General features: G+C 71.8%; 17 protein-coding genes and 1 riboswitch. Of the genes, 12 read left to right on the top strand and 5 right to left on the bottom strand.

What is annotated here, in order from left to right:
* Nucleotides 1-3 precede the first annotated feature (3 nt).
* The gene (locus ACGFRG_RS34525) at nt 4-933 is read right to left on the bottom strand and encodes an LLM class F420-dependent oxidoreductase (RefSeq protein WP_393270429.1); all 930 of its coding nucleotides are present in this window, start codon (nt 931-933) and stop codon (nt 4-6) included.
* A complete protein-coding gene (locus ACGFRG_RS34520; RefSeq protein WP_393270426.1) occupies nt 897-1,700 on the bottom strand; it encodes a DUF5995 family protein in 804 nt (267 codons plus the stop codon). Before ACGFRG_RS34520 ends, ACGFRG_RS34525 begins: the two co-directional genes overlap by 37 nt.
* 192 nt (nt 1,701-1,892) lie before the next feature.
* On the opposite strand from ACGFRG_RS34520, the gene ACGFRG_RS34515 reads away from it, so the two are divergent.
* Nucleotides 1,893-2,996, top strand: a complete 1,104-nt coding sequence (locus tag ACGFRG_RS34515; RefSeq protein WP_393270474.1) for a glycoside hydrolase family 6 protein — start codon at nt 1,893-1,895, stop codon at nt 2,994-2,996.
* On the opposite strand, the gene ACGFRG_RS34510 is transcribed toward ACGFRG_RS34515, so the two are convergent.
* Both ACGFRG_RS34510 and ACGFRG_RS34505 read right to left on the bottom strand, forming a co-directional pair.
* The gene (locus ACGFRG_RS34510) at nt 2,978-4,426 is read right to left on the bottom strand and encodes a solute carrier family 23 protein (protein ID WP_361428250.1); all 1,449 of its coding nucleotides are present in this window, start codon (nt 4,424-4,426) and stop codon (nt 2,978-2,980) included. The two genes, ACGFRG_RS34515 and ACGFRG_RS34510, sit on opposite strands and share 19 nt — an antisense overlap.
* Nucleotides 4,427-4,524: 98 nt before the next feature.
* Complete coding sequence (locus tag ACGFRG_RS34505; RefSeq protein WP_393270422.1) at nt 4,525-5,691, bottom strand: MFS transporter; 1,167 nt, start codon at nt 5,689-5,691, stop codon at nt 4,525-4,527.
* Nucleotides 5,692-5,801: 110 nt separating this feature from the next.
* Here ACGFRG_RS34505 and ACGFRG_RS34500 point away from each other — a divergent pair, with 110 nt between their 5' ends.
* Nucleotides 5,802-6,944 (top strand): ROK family transcriptional regulator, encoded by a 1,143-nt coding sequence (locus ACGFRG_RS34500; protein WP_393270419.1) that lies wholly within the window; start codon nt 5,802-5,804, stop codon nt 6,942-6,944.
* A gap of 89 nt (nt 6,945-7,033) precedes the next feature.
* On the opposite strand, the gene ACGFRG_RS34495 is transcribed toward ACGFRG_RS34500, so the two are convergent.
* Nucleotides 7,034-9,355: a chitinase C-terminal domain-containing protein gene (locus tag ACGFRG_RS34495; protein ID WP_393270417.1), complete on the bottom strand. Its 2,322-nt coding sequence runs from the start codon at nt 9,353-9,355 to the stop codon at nt 7,034-7,036.
* A gap of 280 nt (nt 9,356-9,635) precedes the next feature.
* A riboswitch (FMN riboswitch) is annotated at nt 9,636-9,766 on the top strand.
* Between the two features lie 163 nt (nt 9,767-9,929).
* Here ACGFRG_RS34495 and ribD point away from each other — a divergent pair.
* The 10 genes from ribD (at nt 9,930) to ACGFRG_RS34445 (ending at nt 18,446) form a co-directional block, all read left to right on the top strand.
* On the top strand, nt 9,930-11,027 hold the full coding sequence (gene ribD / locus ACGFRG_RS34490) for a bifunctional diaminohydroxyphosphoribosylaminopyrimidine deaminase/5-amino-6-(5-phosphoribosylamino)uracil reductase RibD (protein WP_393270414.1): 1,098 nt from the start codon (nt 9,930-9,932) through the stop codon (nt 11,025-11,027).
* A 2-nt stretch (nt 11,028-11,029) separates the two neighbouring features.
* Nucleotides 11,030-11,638, top strand: coding sequence for a riboflavin synthase (locus ACGFRG_RS34485; protein WP_361428381.1), 609 nt, complete (start codon nt 11,030-11,032; stop codon nt 11,636-11,638).
* Complete coding sequence (locus ACGFRG_RS34480; RefSeq protein WP_361428260.1) at nt 11,635-12,279, top strand: nicotinamide mononucleotide transporter family protein; 645 nt, start codon at nt 11,635-11,637, stop codon at nt 12,277-12,279. The genes ACGFRG_RS34485 and ACGFRG_RS34480 overlap by 4 nt, the downstream gene beginning before the upstream one ends.
* Nucleotides 12,276-13,565, top strand: a complete 1,290-nt coding sequence (locus tag ACGFRG_RS34475; protein WP_361428262.1) for a bifunctional 3,4-dihydroxy-2-butanone-4-phosphate synthase/GTP cyclohydrolase II — start codon at nt 12,276-12,278, stop codon at nt 13,563-13,565. Before ACGFRG_RS34480 ends, ACGFRG_RS34475 begins: the two co-directional genes overlap by 4 nt.
* A 74-nt stretch (nt 13,566-13,639) precedes the next feature.
* Complete coding sequence (gene ribH, locus ACGFRG_RS34470; protein ID WP_393270411.1) at nt 13,640-14,125, top strand: 6,7-dimethyl-8-ribityllumazine synthase; 486 nt, start codon at nt 13,640-13,642, stop codon at nt 14,123-14,125.
* 35 nt (nt 14,126-14,160) lie between these two features.
* On the top strand, nt 14,161-14,442 hold the full coding sequence (locus ACGFRG_RS34465; RefSeq protein WP_188275085.1) for a phosphoribosyl-ATP diphosphatase: 282 nt from the start codon (nt 14,161-14,163) through the stop codon (nt 14,440-14,442).
* A 44-nt stretch (nt 14,443-14,486) separates the two neighbouring features.
* Nucleotides 14,487-15,335, top strand: a complete 849-nt coding sequence (gene hisG, locus ACGFRG_RS34460) for an ATP phosphoribosyltransferase (protein WP_361428267.1) — start codon at nt 14,487-14,489, stop codon at nt 15,333-15,335.
* A gap of 38 nt (nt 15,336-15,373) precedes the next feature.
* Entirely contained in the window at nt 15,374-15,829 is a 456-nt protein-coding gene (locus ACGFRG_RS34455; RefSeq protein ID WP_361428383.1) for a PH domain-containing protein, read from the top strand.
* Between the two features lie 203 nt (nt 15,830-16,032).
* Nucleotides 16,033-17,373, top strand: coding sequence for a hemolysin family protein (locus ACGFRG_RS34450; protein ID WP_393270408.1), 1,341 nt, complete (start codon nt 16,033-16,035; stop codon nt 17,371-17,373).
* Nucleotides 17,370-18,446 (top strand): hemolysin family protein, encoded by a 1,077-nt coding sequence (locus tag ACGFRG_RS34445; RefSeq protein ID WP_361428271.1) that lies wholly within the window; start codon nt 17,370-17,372, stop codon nt 18,444-18,446. Before ACGFRG_RS34450 ends, ACGFRG_RS34445 begins: the two co-directional genes overlap by 4 nt.
* The last annotated feature ends 25 nt before the right edge of the window (nt 18,447-18,471 follow it).

Below are 18,471 nucleotides of genomic sequence, written 5' to 3'. Positions count from 1 at the left end.
GGACTACAGCCCGGCCGCGCGCACCTGTCCGTACACCTCGGCCGCCACGTCGTTCAGCTCCTGGGCGTCGCGGGGCGTGGCCTGGAGGTCGATCAGGAACTCGCCTATGCCGTCGTGCGCGTGCGCCACCAGGTCCTCGACTATCTGGGCCGTGCTGCCGGTGAAGGGCGGGCGCTCCTTGCCCTCGTACGGCTTCGGCAGATGGTGTGCGTTGACGCGGACGCACACCTCGACCGGACGCTCGCGGCCGCGCTCGGCGGCCAGGTCCTGGATCCCGGTCCACTGCTCGGCCAGTTGCGCGGCTCCCAGGGCTCCCGGCATCCAGCCGTCCGCCCGGTCGATCAGCCGGCGGGCCGCCTTCGGGCTGCTCGCCGGCAGGTACACCGGAATCGGCCGGGCCGGCTTGGGGCCGACCTCGGAGGGGGCGATGGTGGTCAACTCGCCCTCGTACGCGACCGGGTCCGCGCCCCACACGGCCGCGAACACGTCCAGTGTCTCGTCGAGCACCTTGCCGCGCTTCTCGAACGGCGCCACGGACGCCGCCGCGTACTCGTCGTGGGACCAGCCCGTGCCGATGCCCGCGACCACCCGGCCGCCGCTGGCCGCGTCGAGCGTGGCCAGCGAGCGGGCCAGCTGGAAGGGGATGTGCAGCGGCGCCACGAGCACGCTCGTGCCGAGCCGGGCCCGCTCGGTGGCCGCGGCGGCGAGCGCGAGCGAGATCAGCGGGTCGGCCACCGACCGGTAGGCGTCCGGCCAGGCCAGGCCCCGTATCCCGTACAGCCCCTGGGTCGCGGGGGTCGGGAAGATCACCCGCTCGAACACCCACAGGCTCTCGTACCCCGTCTCCTCGGCGGCGCGCGCCACGGCCGGGATGTCACGGCCGATGTCGTACTGCTTCATCTGCGGTAGGCCGAGCCCGAGCCGGATTGCCATGGGAGAACTCCTCGTACGGAAGAAGGGCCGACATGAGGCGTCAGCAGGCACCGCCCCACCAGGCCGACACCCGCGTCCATCCGCTCCCTGAACTCCCGGGACAGGTCCGGAAGTTCCCGCAGCCGCCACAGCAATCGCGCCGACGACCAGGCGGCGTCCCGGGCCCGCTCCAGGCTCCAGGACGCCAGCAGATGGGTGAGCGGGTCCGCGACCTCCAGCAGGTCGGGCCCCGGCATCAGCTCCTCGCGCACCCGCTCCTCAAGCGCCACGAGCATGTCGCCCACCCGGTCGAAGTCGTCCTCCAGAGCGGCCGGTTCGCACCCGAGCCGGTGGCAGCTGTCGACCACGGCGAGCGCCAGGTCGTGCCCGATGTGGGCGTTGATGCCGCAGAGCGCGAACTGGAGCGGGCGTACGCCCGGGTGGCGGCGGTACTGGAACAGCGGCCGCCAGGAGGCGGGCGGGCGCAGCCCGGTCGCCACCGCGTCGACCGCCCGCAGATACCGCCCGGCGAACAGCACGTCCAGCGTCGCGGTGGCCCGGGGGTCGGCGAACGCGCCCCGGGTGACGCATCGGCCGATCTCCTCGGTGACCGCGAGATAGACCCGGTTGAAGACGGCGAGCCCGTCCTGGGGCGGCAGGCTCGCGCGCAGCGTCCGCATCCGCTCCACTACGGTGTCCACCGACACGGTTCCCACCGGCGGCCCGGCGAGGCCCGTGCCACCGGCCAGGAGCCCCGTTCCACCTGCCAACTGTTCGATCTGCGCCATGAGGGCAGCGTCCCAGCCCTACGCTGTGCCGGACGCCGCCGGGCCCGGGGCGTCCCCGGAACGGGTGAACGTGAGGCCATCGCACCTGTGGGGGAAGGGGAGTTCACGGTGAAGTTCACGGTGACCGGGACCCCGGACACACGCGCGCGCAGACGTCGCGCCGCCCGGCGCCGGGCAGCGCGGCGCAACGCCATGGTGGGGCTCGCCGTCGCGGTCGCGGCGATCGGCGCCGTGTCGGGCGCGGTCTCGGCCCTCGGAGGCGGTGGCGGCGTATCGGCGCGGCCGCAGGTGACGCGGTCGCCCACGCTCGCGCCGCTGCCCGCCGTGCCCTCGCCGACCCCCACGCGCGCGTCCCGTACGCCGCGTCCCGCGCCCACCACGGCGCCGTCCCTCGCCCCGCAGCCCTCGGCCTCCCCGTCGAAGCCCGCGCAGGCCGTCTCCGCCGCGCTCTACACCTCGCCCGACTCGCAGGTGCTCGACTGGATCCGGAACCATCCCGACGACCCGAGGCGGCCGCTGATCGAGCGGCGGATCGCGGACCGGCCCGCCGCCGTCTGGTTCACCGAGTACGACCCGGACAAGATCACCGGGGAGGTGCGGCAGGTGACCTCGGCGGCCGCCGACGAGGGCCGGACGCCGGTGCTCGTGCCGTACACCATCCCCGGCCGGGACTGCGGCGGCGCCTCGCGGGGCGGGGCGCCGGATCTGGCCGCGTACGACGGGTGGATCCGGAACTTCTCGGCGGGGCTCGGTCGTTCACCGGTCATCGTCATCCTGGAGCCCGACGCGATCGCCCAGTCCGACTGCCTCTCGGACAGCGACCGCACCGCGCGCTTCACCTCGCTGGCCGGTGCGGGGCGGAGCATCCACGCGGCCGACCCCAGCGCCAGGGTGTACTTCGACGCGGGCCACTCCGCATGGCGCGACGCAGAAGAGATGGCCACCCTGCTGCGCGCGGCCGGTGCGGCCACCAGCGGCGACGGCATCTTCACCAATGTGTCCAACTTCAACACCACGGCCGACGAAGTGGCCTACGCCCGGCGGGTGCTGGCCGCCCTCGGCGGTCCCGCCCGGTTGGGCGCGGTGATCGACACCAGCCGCAACGGCCGGGGCGCGCCGCCCGACGGCCAGTGGTGCGACCCGGCCGGCCGGTCGCTGGGGCGCGCCCCGACGACGGACACCGGCCAGGAGCGGATCGACGCGTATCTGTGGGTGAAGACGCCCGGCGAGTGGGACGGCTGCCGGGGCGCGGCGGGCACCTTCAGCCCCGAGTACGCCTACGACCTGGCGCGCTGAGCCCCGTCGGCCCCGGCTCCGGCCGCGCTGCCGGACTCGGCGTCCGCAGCGGCGCCGGTGGCCTCGTCGTACGACGACGTGCCCTCGTCGAGCAGCGGCTCCTGCTCCTTCATATGGGCCGGGGCCAGGGCGCGCAGCACGTGGTAGCCGGTGATGACCACGATGGTGCCGAGCGCGATCCCGCTGAGCTGGAAGTTGTCGGTGAACTTCAGCGTGACGCCGCCGATGCCGATGATGATGCCCGCGGCGGCCGGGACCAGGTTGAGCGGATTGCTCAGGTCGACCTTGGCGTTGATCCAGATCTGGGCGCCCAGGAGGCCGATCATGCCGTAGAGGATGACGGTGATGCCGCCGAGCACGCCGCCCGGGATGGCGGCGACGATGGCGCCGAACTTGGGGCAGACGCCGAAGAGCAGCGCGAAACCGGCGGCGGCCCAGTAGGCGGCCGTCGAGTACACGCGGGTGGCGGCCATGACGCCGATGTTCTCGGAGTACGTGGTGTTCGGCGGGCCGCCGACGGCGGTGGAGAGCATCGAGGCGGCGCCGTCGGCGGCGATCGCGGTGCCCAGTTTGTCGTCGAGGTTGTCGCCGGTCATCTCGCCCACGGCCTTGACGTGCCCGGCGTTCTCGGCGACCAGCGCGATCACCACGGGCAGCGCGACCAGGATCGCGGACCACTGGAAGCTCGGCGCGTGGAAGGACGGCAGCCCGATCCACTCGGCCCTGCCGACGCCCGAGAGGTCAAGACGCCAGTGGTCGGTGGCGGGTCCCGCGCCCGGCACCGAGTGGATCTTGCCGAAGACCCGGTCGAAGAGCCAGGAGATGCCGTAGCCGAAGAGCAGCCCGAGGAAGATCGCGACCCGGGACCAGAAGCCGCGCAGACAGACCACGGCGAGCCCGGTGAAGAGCATCACCAGGAGCGCCGTCCACTGGTCCTGCGGCCAGTAGGTGGCCGCGGTGACCGGCGCCAGGTTGAAGCCGATCAGCATGACCACCGCGCCGGTCACGATCGGCGGCATCGCGGCGTGGATGATCCGCGCGCCGAACCGCCGTACCGCGAGCCCCGCCGCGAACAGCACCGCGCCGACCACGAGGACCGCGCCGGTGACGGTGGCGCTGGTGCCGCCGGTGGCCCGGATCGCGGCCGCGACGCCGACGAAGGAGAGGGAGCAGCCCAGATAGCTGGGCACCCGTCCCTGGGTGGCGAGCAGGAAGATGACCGTGGCGACGCCGGACATCATGATCGCCAGGTTGGGGTCCAGGCCCATGAGGACCGGCGCCACGAACGAGGCGCCGAACATGGCCACCACGTGCTGGGCGCCCAGCCCGATCGTCCGGGGCCAGGAGAGCCGTTCGTCCGGGCGTACGACGGCCCCCGGGGCGGGGGTCCGCCCGTCACCGTGCAGGGTCCAGCGCACGCCGAGGCCCATGTATTCGCTCCAGTTCGTTCCGTGCTGAGAAGAATCAGGGCAAATTTTAGTGCGACCGCGGGCCCGGTCCCGCACGGTCCGCGCTCCCCCGGCGGCCGCTACGGCGAAACCCCGCCGCGCAGTACCTTCGCCCCCACCACCAGCCCGGCCGAAAGCAGCGTCACCAGCGCGAACGACACGACCAGCGACGTCAGATCGGCGATCGTCCCCATGGCCGAGGGGGCGATGAGACCCGAGGTGTACGTGATGGTGGCGACGCCCGCGATCGCCTGGCTCGGGTTGGACCCGCCGCGCCCCGCCGCCGCGAACGCCAGCGGCACCACGACCGCGACCCCCAGCCCGATCAGCGCGAACCCGGCCATGGCGAGAGCCGGGCGGGGTGCGAGGACCACGAGCACCCCGCCCGCCGTGGCCAGCAAACCCCCGCAGCGCACGGTCCGTACCGCTCCGAAGCGGTCCACGACCTTGTCGCCCGCGATCCGAGCCACCGCCATGGTCAGGGTGAACGCGGTGGTGCAGGCGGCCGCGAGACCCGCCGAGGCACCGAGGGAGTCGCGCAGATGCACCGCCGACCAGTCGAGGCTCGCCCCCTCCGCGAACACCGCGCAGAAGGCGACCAGGCCGATGACCACCGCCGACCGGGGCGGCAGCGCGAAGCGCGGCGGCGGCGCCTCGTCGGGTGCGCTGCGCAGATCCAGTACGCGGCCGCAGGCGAGCGCGCCGAGCACGGTCAGGACGGCTGCCGCGAGTACGTGGTGCACGCGCGCGTCGGTTCCGGCGTGCGCGGCCAGGGTGCCGGCCGCCGAGCCGAGCAGGGCGCCCGCGCTCCACATGCCGTGCAGCCCGGACATGATGGAGCGGCCGAGCCGGTTCTCCGTCTCGACGCCCAGCGCGTTCATCGCCACGTCCGACATGCCCGCGCTCGCCCCGTACAGGAACAGCGCCACGCACAGGGTGTAGACGTTCGGGGCGAGCGAGGGGAGCGTGAGCCCCAGGGTCCACAGCGCGAGCAGTGCGCGCAGCGCCCGGCGCGAGCCGAAGCGATGGGTGATCGCGCCGGAGAGCGGCATCAGCAGCGACGAGCCGATCGCGGGGAACGCGAGCGCCAGGCCCAGCTGCCCGGTGGAGACCCCGGCGTGCTCCTGGATCCAGGGGATCCGGGTGGCGAAGTTGCCGGTGACCGCGCCGTGGACGCAGAACACCGCGGCTATCGCGATCCGTGCCCGCCTCAACTGCCGTATGTCGTCATCCACTTGGATCGCCATCCGCCCGAGCCCTCCCCTTGGTGTCAGCGCGGCGGTAAACTATCAGGAACCCTGCCTGATAAATAGCCCCCATCGCGCCCCGCCGCCCAGTGGTCTGGAAGGATTCCGGCATGCCCGCATCACCCAGCACCGCACGGGCCCTCAACGACCGGCTCGCCCTGCGCCTGATGCAGGACGAGGGGCCGTTGACGGCAGGTCAGCTGAAGAAGCTCACCGGACTCTCCCGCCCGACCGTCGCCGACCTGGTCGAACGCCTCCAGGGCGCGGGGCTCGTCGAGGTCGTGGGGGAGTCCGGCGCCGAGCGGCGCGGCCCCAACGCGCGCCTTTACGGGATCGTGGCGGACCGGGCCCATCTCGCGGCCCTCGACGTGCGCACCGACAGCGTCACCGTGCTCGTCGCCGATCTGCTCGGCACGACACTCGCGGAGGCGACGCTGCCCATCGGCGCGCAGGACGGGACCGGGTCCGCCGTGGCCGGGGCGGCGGCCCTGCTCGAACGCACCGCGAAGGAGGCGGGCGCCGAGCGGCTGCACAGCGTCGGTATCGGCGCGCCCGGGCTCATCGACCCGGCCACCGGTGAACTGCGCGACACCATGGGCCTGCCCGCCTGGCACCGCGAACTGGTCGCCGCGCTGCACGCCCGGCTGCCCGCGGCGGTCCTGGTGGAGAACGAGGTCAATCTGGCGGCGGTGGCCGAGCACCGGCTCGGCGCGGCCCGCGGGCAGGACGACTTCGTACTGTTCTGGCTCGGTCAGGGCGTGGGCGGGGCCGTCGTCCTGGGCGGCGGGCTGCGCCGGGGCGTGGCCGGTGGCGCGGGCGAGATCGGCCTGCTGCCGGTCCCGGGCACCGGCGGGCTGCCGTCGGCGACCGGCTGCGACGGCGGATTCCACGCGCTGGTGGGCGCGGAGGGGGTCGTACGGCTCGGCGCGTCGCACGGCCTGGCGGGTGGACCGGTGGCGCTGGTGCGCGGCGCGGAGGGGCCGTTCCTCGACGCGCTGGCCGAGCGGATCGCCATCGGGGCGGCGGCGGTGGTCTCGGTCCTGGACCCCGGGCTCGTCGTGCTCGGCGGTGAACTCGGCCACGCGGGCGGGGAGTCGCTGGCCGCGCGGGTGCGCCGCCGGCTCGCCGGGCTCACCCCGCTGGACGCCGAGGTCCGCCCGAGCGTGCTCGGCGACCGCGCGGTGCTGCGGGGCGCGCTGCTGGTGGCGCGGGACGCGGCGCAGGACGAGGTGTTCGGGGTGCCGTCCGCGTAGCCCGCGCGCGACGGGTTGTCAGGAAAGGATGGGGCCCGGCGGCGGCAAGGGCCGGGTTTGCGCCGCCGGGCGGTTGTGGGGTGCGGGTGTCAGCAGGCTCCCAGGTCCTGCCAGACGCCCCAGTCGCCGGTGGTGCCGGGCTCGTCGCCCTTCGTCCACCACTTCGACTTCCAGCTGTGGGACTTGTACGAGACGGTCGTCGAGCCACCGTACTCGGCCGTCGCCGACCACGCGGGCGCGGTGCAGGTGCCGCCCGAAGGCGTCGGCGACGGGGAGGGCGACGGCGACGCCGTGCCCGGGTCCACCACGCTCGCGCCCCGCGTGAGGTCACCGGCCAGTGCGTACGTCTGACCGCCGAAGCCCACCGTCCAGTTGGAGGGCGTGGAGACCGGCAGGTAGTAGACGAAGTCCAGCGTCACCGAGGCACCCGGCGCCAGCGTCTGCCAGCTCGGCAGCTTCAGCGAGACACGGTTGTAGTCGCCCTTCAGGCCACCCACATTGCTGCCGCTGTGGTCGCTGCGCACGATGGTGGTGCCGAAGCCCGACTGGTCCTTGGCGTTCGCCGGGGCCGAGGTCCCGTAGTCGAACTGGAACTCCGTGCCGCCCGGCAGCGTCGCCGTGGTGTTGTTGGTGATCGTCACCTTGGGGCTGATCGGGTAGTTGGAGTCGCCGAGCGGGAACTGCCCGAAGTCCACGCCGATGTCGAGCGCGCGGGTCGGCAGATCGACGGTGGAGCGCTTGGCGCCGTACGGGGTCGCCGACTTGAACTTGTCGTACATCGCGCCGGTCAGCGTCGAGCCCGGCTCGTACTGGCCCTTGGCCGCGTTGTACGTGTAGTCGCCCGCGAGCTCCCACACCATCGTGCCGCCGATGCCCCTGTCCACCACGTAGTCGGCCTTGGCGTTCACCGACTGCTCGTCCTCGGTGGACAGGAACACCTTCTTCTGGTCGTTCCACAGCCAGGGCGCGACCAGCGTCGAGTCGTAGTTGCGCACGTAGGTGCCGGTCAGCTTGGTGTCGGCGGCGAAGCCGTACTTGGTGACGTAGTCGCCGACCACGCCCTTCTCCAGGTTCTTGGCGTGCCACATCGGGTTGGAGCCCGCCGGGGCCTCCTTGCCGTTCGCGTCGAGGTCGTGCCAGAGGTTGTCGATCCCGGTCGCGCCGTCACCGCACTTGGTGAGCCCCGACCCGGCCGGACAGGCGGTCGTGGCCGCCTTGCCCCACAGTCCACTGGTCCCGCCGCTCACGTTCTGGAATCCGCGCGTGTAGTACGGCAGGCCCATGTTGATACGTCCGGCGGGCATCGAGCCGCGGAAATAGTGGTACGCCCAGTCCGCGTTCAGATAACCGGTTCCGCCGTACTGGGAGGTGGAATAGACCCCCGCCGCCGCGAGTTCCGCGTCCTTGCCGTCGTCGAAGAGCGAGGCGTTCGGCCCCACGTACTCGTTCCAGGCGCCGTGCAGGTCGTACGACATGATGTTGACGTAATCCAGGTACTTCTGGACCTGGAAGGTCTCCATGCCGCGCAGCAGATAGCCGGAGGAGGGCGCGGCCACGGAGAGCAGATACTGCCTCCCGTCGGCCGCTCCCGCGCGGTCCAGCCTCTCGCGCAGCGACTTCATCAGCGCCGCGTAGCCCTTGACCAGGCCAGCCCGGCGGGCGTTGGAGAGCGACCAGTCCAGCGGGTTGCCCGCGTCCTTCATGGTCGTCGGGTATTCGTAGTCGATGTCGACGCCGTTGAACCCGTACTTCTTGATGAAGGCGACGGCCGAGTCCGCGAAGGTGTCGATGCCCGGCTGGTTCACCGAGCCGTCGGCGTTGGTGGCCATCGAGTAGAAGCCGCCGGAACCGACGCGTTTGCCGTCGTCACCGAAATAGCCGCCGGTCTCGGCCCAACCGCCCACGGAGATCAGGGTCTTCACGTTCGGGTGCTGCTTCTTGAATTTGTTCAGCAGATTGAAATGGCCCTGGTAGGGGAGTGCGGGGTCCATCTCGGCGCCGGCGACGCCGGGCCAGGTCATTCCGGTCGCCGCGTTCTTCGCGCTGTCGGAGCCGACCGAGATCTTGTTGTCGGAACCGATGTGCGCGAACGCGTAGTTGATGTGGGTGACCTTGTCCCACGGAATGTCCGAGGCGAGATAGGCGGGGGTCCCGTCCTGGCCGGTGCGCCATCCGGTGAAGTACCCGATGACCCGGCGCTGATGGTCGGCGCCCATTTTCTCGCGGCCGTCGGTGTCGTACACCGAGCAGTACGGGACGTCGACGCCGGGCGTCTTGTAGAGCCCGTCGGGGCGACAGCTCTCGTTGTCGGCGGCGTGCGAGACGCCCGTGGCGAGCGAGGAGAGCAGCAGCCCGGCGACGGCGGCAGCGGCCGTGAGCAGCGTGGCTCTCGCGCGAGTGGGGGACGGCACGATCTGTTCCTCCTGGGGGAGGTCGGCGAAGCACAGCGAACAGAGGGCGGTCGTGCGGCGGCCCCGGCGTGCGCACACCGGCGGGCCTCACCTCGGAGGTGACGCAGAGGTTAAGAGGACTAGACCAGTGAGGTCAATAGGTATGGACCAATGGCCGAGATGGGGGTGTAGGGGAGCCGAAATCGGAATGTCGCATTCCGCTACGTGTTGTGACTCAGGCCACATGGGTTCGCTCGTATGGCCGACGATCAGTCGTGGCACACTGACCCTGTACCAGCAGCAGCGCACTCCGGGGTCGGTGTAATTCCGAACCGGCGGTAATAGTCCGCGACCCGGCCGCATCCAGTGGCCGGTTGACCAGGTGGAATTCCTGGACCGACGGTGAAAGTCCGGATGGGAGGCAGTGCGCGGCGGGCGGACCTGTAAAGGGTCACGTCGGCCGTTGTTCCGTTTCGCCCTCCGTGGCGATCGGTGTCCTTCGGCCATGGCGTGAGCTGTATCCACGGTCCATTTCCCGCTCTCTGTCGTCATCGACAGGCCCCGGAGTCCGTGCCCGAAGAGGCAGGAGGACCCGGTGGCCACCGCAGCCGACGCAGACGCCATGCGCCGAGCCATTGAGCTCGCCGCGCGCGGACTCGGCTCCACCAGCCCCAACCCGGTCGTCGGATGCGTCATCACCGACGCCTCGGGCGCCGTGGTCGGCGAGGGCTTCCACCGCCGGGCGGGCGGCCCGCACGCCGAGGTCCACGCACTCGCCGACGCGGGCGAGCGGGCCCGGGGCGGCACCGCGTACGTCACTCTCGAACCCTGCAACCACACCGGTCGCACCGGCCCCTGCGCCCAGGCGCTGATCGAGGCCGGTGTCAGCCGTGTCGTGTACGCGGTCGGCGACCCGAATCCGCAGGCCACCGGCGGTGCGGACACACTGCGGGCGGCCGGGGTCCAGGTCGGGGGCGGCCTGCTCGCCGAGGAGGCCGAGGCGGGGAACGCCGCCTGGCTCACCTCCGTACGGCTGGGCCGTCCCTATGTCCTGTGGAAGTACGCGGCCGGCCTCGACGGGCGGATCGCGGCCCAGGACGGCACCAGCCGCTGGATCACCTCGGCCGAGTCCCGCGCGGACGTCCACCGGCTGCGCGCCGAGGCCGACGCGGTCGTCGTCGGCTCCGGCACCGCCCGTACCGACGACCCCCACCTCGCGGTGCGCGGCATCGAGGGCGCCGTCCAGCCGCTGCGGGTCGTCGTCGACACCGAGGCCAGGGCCGTACGGCCGGGCGCCCGGGTCCTCGACGACGCGGCGCCGACCCTGATCGCGGTCGCCGAGGACGCCGACACCGGCCACCTCGCGGGCGTCGACGTCGTACGGCTGCCCCGCGCCGCCACCGGTCTGGGCATCCCCGCGCTGCTCGCCGCCCTGCACGGGCGCGGCGTGCGGTCCGTCCTGCTGGAGGGCGGGCCGACGCTCGCCGGGGCCTTCGTCGCCGCGGGCGCGGTCGACAAGGTCGTCGGCTATCTCGCCCCCGTCCTGCTCGGCGCGGGCCCGGCGGCCCTGGCCGGGACCCACATCACCACCCTCACCGACGCGCTGCGGCTCGACCTGACCGAGGCCGTCCGCGTCGGAGCGGATCTCCGTATCACCGCCACCCCCGTTACTTCCCCTGCCAAGGAGCGATGAGCGTGTTCACCGGAATCGTCGAAGAACTGGGTGAGGTCACCGCCGTCGAGAAGCTCGGCGACTCCTCCCGCTTCCGTCTGCGCGGCCCCGTGGTCACCGAGGGCGCGGGCCACGGCGACTCGATCGCCGTCAACGGTGTCTGTCTGACCGTCGTGGAGTTCGGCGACGGCGAGTTCACCGCCGACGTCATGGAGGAGACGCTGAAGCGCTCCAGCCTCGGCGCGCTCGACGTCGGCTCCCGGGTCAACCTGGAGCGGCCGATGGCCGTCGGCGGCCGCCTCGGCGGACACATCGTCCAGGGCCACGTCGACGGCACCGGCACCATCGTGTCGCGCACGCCCTCGGAGAACTGGGAGATCGTCAAGGTCTCGCTGCCGCCGGAGCTCACCCGCTATGTCGTCGAGAAGGGCTCGATCACCGTCGACGGCGTCAGCCTCACGGTCGTCGACGCGGGCCCCGACTACTTCACCATCAGCCTCATCCCGACCACCCTCGCGCTGACCACGCTCGGCATCAAGCAGCCCGGCGACCCGGTCAACCTGGAGGTCGACGTGATCGCCAAGTACGTCGAGCGCCTGCTCGGCGCGCGCGGCCAGGGGGACCCCAAGTGAACTGGCTCAACTCCGAGGCCTTCACCGCCTTCGACCAGCACATCATGTGGTCCGACATGATCGGCAACACGATCGGTCTGGCCGCCCTCGCGCTCGGCTGGCGGCGCTCCATATGGACCTGGCCCGCCCAGTTCCTCTCCGGCGTCATCCTGCTGGCGGCGTTCAGCACGGCCCACCTCTCCGGCAGCGCCGGCAAGCAGCTGGTGGTCATCGTGGTGGCGCTGTGGGGCTGGTACCAGTGGCAGGGCGGCAAGCGGCAGGGGCAGGACGGCTCCATCGCGGTGCGGTTCGCCACCTGGCGCGAGCGCGGTCTGCTCCTCGCGGGCGCGGCGCTCGGCACCCTCGCGGTCGGCGCGCTGTTCACCGCGTTCCCGACGCTGTCGTGGGACCCGTGGCCGGACGCGTACATCTTCGTCGGAACCGTCGTCGCCATGTACGCCCAGGCGCGCGGCATGGTCGAGTTCTGGCTCGCCTGGCTGCTGGTGGACGCGGTGGGCGTACCGCTCAACTTCGCCAACGGCTTCGCCTTCTCCGGCTTCGTCTACGTCATCTACGGCGCGATCGTCCTGTGGGGACTGCGCGACTGGTGGCTGCGCTCCCGTACGAGTGCGCGGCCCGTCCTGGAAGGAGCGGCGGCATGAGCGCCACGACACCCACCTGGTACTCCACCGACAACCGTGAGGACCTGTCCCTCGACCCGGTCGAGCAGGCCATCCGCGACATCGCCGCCGGGCGGCCCGTGGTGGTCGTCGACGACGAGGACCGCGAGAACGAGGGCGACCTCGTCATCGCGGCCGAGAAGGCGACCCCCGAGATCGTCGCCTTCATGATGAGCGAGTGCCGGGGTCTGATCTGCGCGCCCATGGAGGGCGAAGCGCTCGACCGGCTGCGGCTGCCGCAGATGGTCGACCACAACACCGAGTCGATGAAGACGGCGTTCACGGTCTCCGTCGACGCGAGCGCCGCCCACGGTGTCTCCACCGGCATCTCCGCCGCCGACCGCGCCACCACGCTGCGGCTGCTCGCCGACGGGGGCTCGGACGCCGGGGACTTCGTGCGCCCGGGGCACATCTTCCCGCTGCGCGCCAAGCCCGGCGGTGTGCTGGTGCGCAACGGCCACACCGAGGCCGCCGTCGACCTCGCCCGGCTCGCGGGGCTCGCCCCGGCCGGCGCCATCGTGGAGATCGCGGGCGAGGACGGGGTGATGCTGCGGCTGCCCGAGCTCATCCCGTTCGCCCGCAAGCACGGTCTGACGATCATCTCCATCGAGGACCTGATCGCCTACCGGCGCTCCGCCGAGCCGACCGTGCGCCGCGAGGCCGAGGTGCATCTGCCCACCTCCTTCGGCGAGTTCACCGCCTTCGGCTACCGCTCCACCGTCGACGGCGTCGAGCACGTGGCCCTGGTCCACGGCGAGATCGGCGACGGCGAGGACGTGCTGGTACGGGTCCACTCCGAGTGCCTGACCGGCGACATCTTCCACTCGCAGCGCTGCGACTGCGGCCCCCAGCTGCAGGCCTCGATGGAGCGCATCACCGAGGCGGGCCGCGGCGTCGTCGTCTATCTGCGCGGCCACGAGGGGCGCGGCATCGGTCTGCTCTCCAAGCTGCGCGCGTACGAGCTCCAGGAGCAGGGCCGCGACACGCTGGACGCCAACCTGGAGCTCGGACTGCCCGCCGACGCCCGCGACTACGCGGCCGGCGCGCAGATCCTGGAGAACCTGGGCGTGCGCAGCCTGCGCCTGATGACCAACAACCCCGACAAGACCACCGCGCTGGTGCGCCACGGCCTCAAGGTCAGCGGCCGCGAGCCGATGCCGGTCCAGGCGGGCGAGCACAATCTGCGCTACCTGCGCACCAAGCGGGACCGGATGGGACACGACCTGCCCTGGCTGGACGCGACCGCGTCGGCCTGCGGCAACCAGTAGGACAACCCCGTACAGCCGTACACCAGCAGATCCGTACAACGAGAACGAGCAACGAGTACCGAGGAGAAAAGCACGTGAGTGGCAAGGGCGCACCCGAACTGTCCGTACGCAACTGCTCAGACCTCCGGGTCGCCGTCATCGCGGCGCAGTGGCACGAGAAGGTGATGGACGGACTCGTCGACGGCGCCCTGCGCGCGCTGCACGAGCTCGGCATCGACGAGCCGACGCTGCTGCGCGTCCCCGGCAGCTTCGAGTTGCCGGTGGTCGCCAAGGTGCTGGCGGGGCGCGGGTACGATGCGGTCGTCGCGCTCGGCGTCGTCATCAGGGGCGGTACACCGCACTTCGACTACGTGTGCCAGGGTGTCACCAACGGTCTCACCCAGGTCAGCGTCGACACCGGCGTACCCGTCGGGTTCGGCGTGCTGACCTGCGACACCGAGGAGCAGGCCCTGGACCGGGCCGGCCTCGAAGGGTCGAACGAGGACAAGGGGCACGAAGCGGTCACCGCCGCCGTCGCCACGGCCGCCACGCTGCGCACCGTCAGCGAACCCTGGCGCTGAGTGGCCGGGATCCACCCCTTACCCTAAGAAGCATCATGGCGAACAAACCCTCCAAGAGCTTCGAAGAGCTCTTCACGGAGCTCCAGCTCAAGGCCGCCAACGGCGACCCGTCCACCTCCCGCACCGCCGAGCTGGTGGACAAGGGCGTGCATGCCATCGGCAAGAAGGTCGTCGAGGAGGCCGCCGAGGTCTGGATGGCCGCCGAGTACGAGAGCAAGGACGCCGCCGCCGAGGAGATCTCCCAGCTGCTGTACCACGTCCAGGTGATGATGGTCGCGCGCGGGATCTCCCTCGACGACGTCTACGCCCACCTCTGAGCACACCCGAACATCCCACCCCTTACCTGAAGGAAGCTGACCTCATGCTGCGCATCGCCGTCCCCAACAAGGGTTCACTGTCCGGACCTGCGTCGGCGATGCTCCATGAGGCCGGCTACCAGATGCGCAAGGAGTCCAAGGAACTCGTCCTGGTCGACCCCGAGAACGAGGTCGAGTTCTTCTATCTGCGCCCCCGCGACATCGCGATCTACGTGAGCTCCGGCCGCCTCGACATCGGCATCACCGGCCGCGACCTGCTGCTCGACTCCGGTGCCGACGCGGAGGAGATCCTGCCGCTCGGCTTCGCCCGCTCGACCTTCCGCTACGCCACCAAGCCGGGCACGGCCAAGGGCGTGGGCGACTTCGACGGGATGACGATCGCCACCTCGTACGAGGGAATCGTCGCCCAGCACCTCAAGGACAGCGGCGTCGACGCCTCCGTCGTGCACCTGGACGGGGCCGTCGAGACCGCCATCGAGCTGGGCGTCGCCCACGTCATCGCGGACGTCGTGGAGACCGGCACCTCGCTGCGCAACGCGGGCCTCGAAGTGATCGGCGAGCCGATCATGAAGTCCGAGGCCGTCGTCATCCGGCGCACCGGCGCGGACATCGAAGAGCCCAAGGTGCAGCAGTTCCTGCGCCGCCTCCAGGGCGTCCTGGTGGCCCGCAGCTACGTGATGATGGACTACGACTGCCGCGCCGAGCACCTGGAGCGGGCCGTCGCCCTCACCCCGGGCCTGGAGTCGCCGACCATCTCGCCGCTGCACAACGAGGGCTGGGTCGCCGTGCGCGCCATGGTCCCGGCAAAGGAGGCCCAGCGGATCATGGACGACCTGTACGAGCTGGGCGCCCGGGCCATCCTCACCACGGCCATCCACGCCTGCCGCCTCTGACCGACCCTTTTCACCCCCGTACGGAAGTGACGTACCCCGTGTCCGCCCCCGCGCCCCAACTTCCCGTTCTCCCGGTCACGTTCCGGCCGACCCGCACCCGGGCCGTCCTGCTGACCGTCGCCACCGTGATGTTCGCGGTGCTCACCGGAGTCGCCCTGCTCCTGGAGAACATGAGCGGGGGCGAGCGGGCCAGCTTCGTGTTCACCGCGGCGATGTTCTTCGCGGTCCTCGCGCTGCTGAGCCGCCCCAAGGTCGTCGCCGACGACACGGGCGTCACGGTCGTCAACCTAACCCGGACGCGGCGGCTCGCCTGGGCGGAGATCCTGCGCGTCAACCTCCGCCCCGGCGACCCCTGGGTCTTCCTGGATCTCAGCGACGGCACCAGCCTGCCCGCACTCGGCATCCAGCCGGGCATCGCCAAGGAGCACGCCATCCGCGACGCCCGCGCGCTGCGCGCCCTCGCCGAGTCGCACGGCACCCGCCAGGACGGCTGACCCGCCGCTTTCCGCACCGGGGCAAGCATTGCGGCGACGATCTCAATGGCTACCCTGGTGACGGTGGCGCCCATCGCGCCCCGCCCCGCGCACTGGCAGCACCATCGGCCTGCGGGGCACCAGCGACCCGAGGAGTGACTCCCTCCAGCAATGGACGGATCGTCCGGTAGTACCTGCGCCGCCCCTTCGTACGAGGCGGCGGCATGACCATCCCGCTTCTGCTGCTCGCCGCGGCATTCCTTCTGATCCTCGCCAACGGATTCTTCGTGGCCGCCGAGTTCGGCCTGGTCACGGTCGAGCGGCCGGACGCCGAGCAGGCCGCCGCCGACGGCGACCGCCGCGCCGGCACCGTGGTCGACGCTCTGCGCGAGCTGTCCTTCCAGCTCTCGGGCACCCAGCTCGGCATCACCATCACCTCGCTCGTCGTCGGCATGCTCGCCGAGCCCGCGCTCGCCGGACTGCTCGACGGGCCGCTCGCCGCGACCGGACTGCCCGGCGGGGTGGTGCCCGGGGTGAGCGTCGTCGTCGGCATGCTGCTCGCCTCCGCCGTCCAGATGGTGATCGGCGAACTCGTGCCGAAGAACTGGGCGGTGTCGCGGCCGCTCCAGGTCGCGCGCTTCGTCGCCGGCCCGCAGAGCCGCTTCTCCCGGCTGTTCCGGCCGGTCATCTCGCTGCTCAACACCGTCGCCAACCGTCTCGTACGAGCGCTCGGCGTGGAGCCCGCCGACGAGCTCGCCTCCGCCCGCACCCCCGGCGAACTGGTCTCCCTGGCCCGCCACTCGGCGCGCGCCGGGGCGATCGAGCAGGACACCGCCGACCTGTTCGTGCGCACCCTGGCGCTGCGCCGGCTCACCGCCGAGAACGTGATGACGCCGCGTGTGAAGGTGAGCGCGCTGCAGACGTCCGCGACCGCCGCCGACGTCCTCAACCTCACCCGGGCCACCGGCCTGTCCCGCTTCCCCGTCTACCGGGAGCGGATCGACGAGGTGGTCGGCATGGTCCACCTCAAGGACGCGCTCGCGGTCCCGCCGCAGGAGCGGCTGCGCACCCCGGCCGCGCGGATCGCCGTGCCGCCGCTGCTGGTGCCGGAGACCCTGCCGGTGCAGCAGCTGCTGGAGCGGCTGCGCAGCGAACAGCCGATAGCCGTCGTCGTCGACGAGTACGGCGGCACGGCCGGGGTCGTCACCCTGGAGGACATCGTCGAGGAGCTCGTCGGCGAGGTGCGCGACGAGCACGACGCCGAGGGCGAGACCCCGCCCGAGCTCGCGGTGGTGGCGGGCGAGGACGGCCGCCAGGCGTGGGAGGCCGACGGCAGCTGCCGGGTGCTGACCCTGCGCCGCATAGGCCTGGACGCGCCGGATGGCCCGTACGAGACGGTGGCCGGACTCGTCGCCGATCTGCTCGGCCGCATCCCCGTCCCCGGCGACCGCGCCGAACTGCCCGGCTGGCGCATCCAGGTCCGCCAGGTCGAGCGGTACCGGGCGGAGCGGGTGCGGTTCGTGCGTACGGCCGATGTGAAGAGTGTGGCGGAGGCCGTGCGATGAGCTTGCTGCAACTCGTGTTCGCCCTGCTCCTGGTTCTGGCGAACGGCTTCTTCGTGGGGGCCGAGTTCGCCCTCGTCTCGGTGCGCCGCAGCCAGATCGAACCGCTCGCCGCGACCTCCGCGCGGGCCCGGCAGGTGCTGCACGGTCTGGAGAACCTGCCGCGCATGATGGCGGCCGCCCAATTCGGCATCACCGTCTGCTCGTTGACGCTCGGCGCGGTGGCGGAGCCGACGGTGGCCGAGCTCCTGGAGCCGGTGTTCCACGCGGCCCGGGTCCCCGACGGCCTGGTCCATCCGCTCGGCTACGCGATCGCGCTGGCACTCGTCGTCTTCCTGCATCTCGTCATCGGCGAGATGGTCCCCAAGAACCTGGCCATGGCGGCCCCCGAGAAGACCGCGCTCTGGTTCAGCCCGGGCCTGGTCGCCTTCGCCCGGGTCTGCCGTCCGGTGACCGTGGCGCTCGGCGCGTGCGCGCGGCTGGTGCTGCGGGCGTTCCGGGTGGAGCCGAAGGACGAGGTGGAGGCCGTCTTCACCAGCGAGCAGCTGAACCGTCTGGTGGAGGACTCCGGCCAGGCGGGTCTGCTCGGCCCGCAGGAGCAGGAGCGCCTGGAGGACGCGCTGGAGCTGGGCAGCCGCCCGGTGACGGATGTGCTCCTCGACCGGGCGTCGCTGGTGACCGTCGGGTGCTCGGTGACCCCGAGGCAGGTGGAGGAGCTGACGGTCCGTACGGGCTACTCGCGCTTCCCGGTGTGCGCGGAGAGCGGTGCCTTCATGGGGTTCCTGCACGTCAAGGACGTACTGGACCTGGAGGACCGGGAGCGTGCGGTGCCGCAGCACGTGTGGCGTCCGCTGGCCACGCTGCGGGCCGAGCTGCCGCTCGACGACGCGCTCACGGTGATGCGGCGTGCGGCGGCGCACCTCGCCCAGGTGGCGGACTCCTCGGGCCGGGTGCTCGGCCTGGTGGCGCTGGAGGACGTCCTGGAGATGCTGGTCGGCGAGGTCCGCGACCCGTCCCACCGCATGTTCCCGATCCAGCCCCGCAAGGACCAGCAGGAGCAGGCGCTGGCGGGTTGAGCCGAGGGTTGACCCCCACCCCGAC

The sequence above is a fragment of the Streptomyces sp. NPDC048696 genome, from assembly GCF_043198895.1.
GTDB lineage: Bacteria > Actinomycetota > Actinomycetes > Streptomycetales > Streptomycetaceae > Streptomyces.
This window is presented reverse-complemented; position numbering and strand designations above follow the sequence as displayed.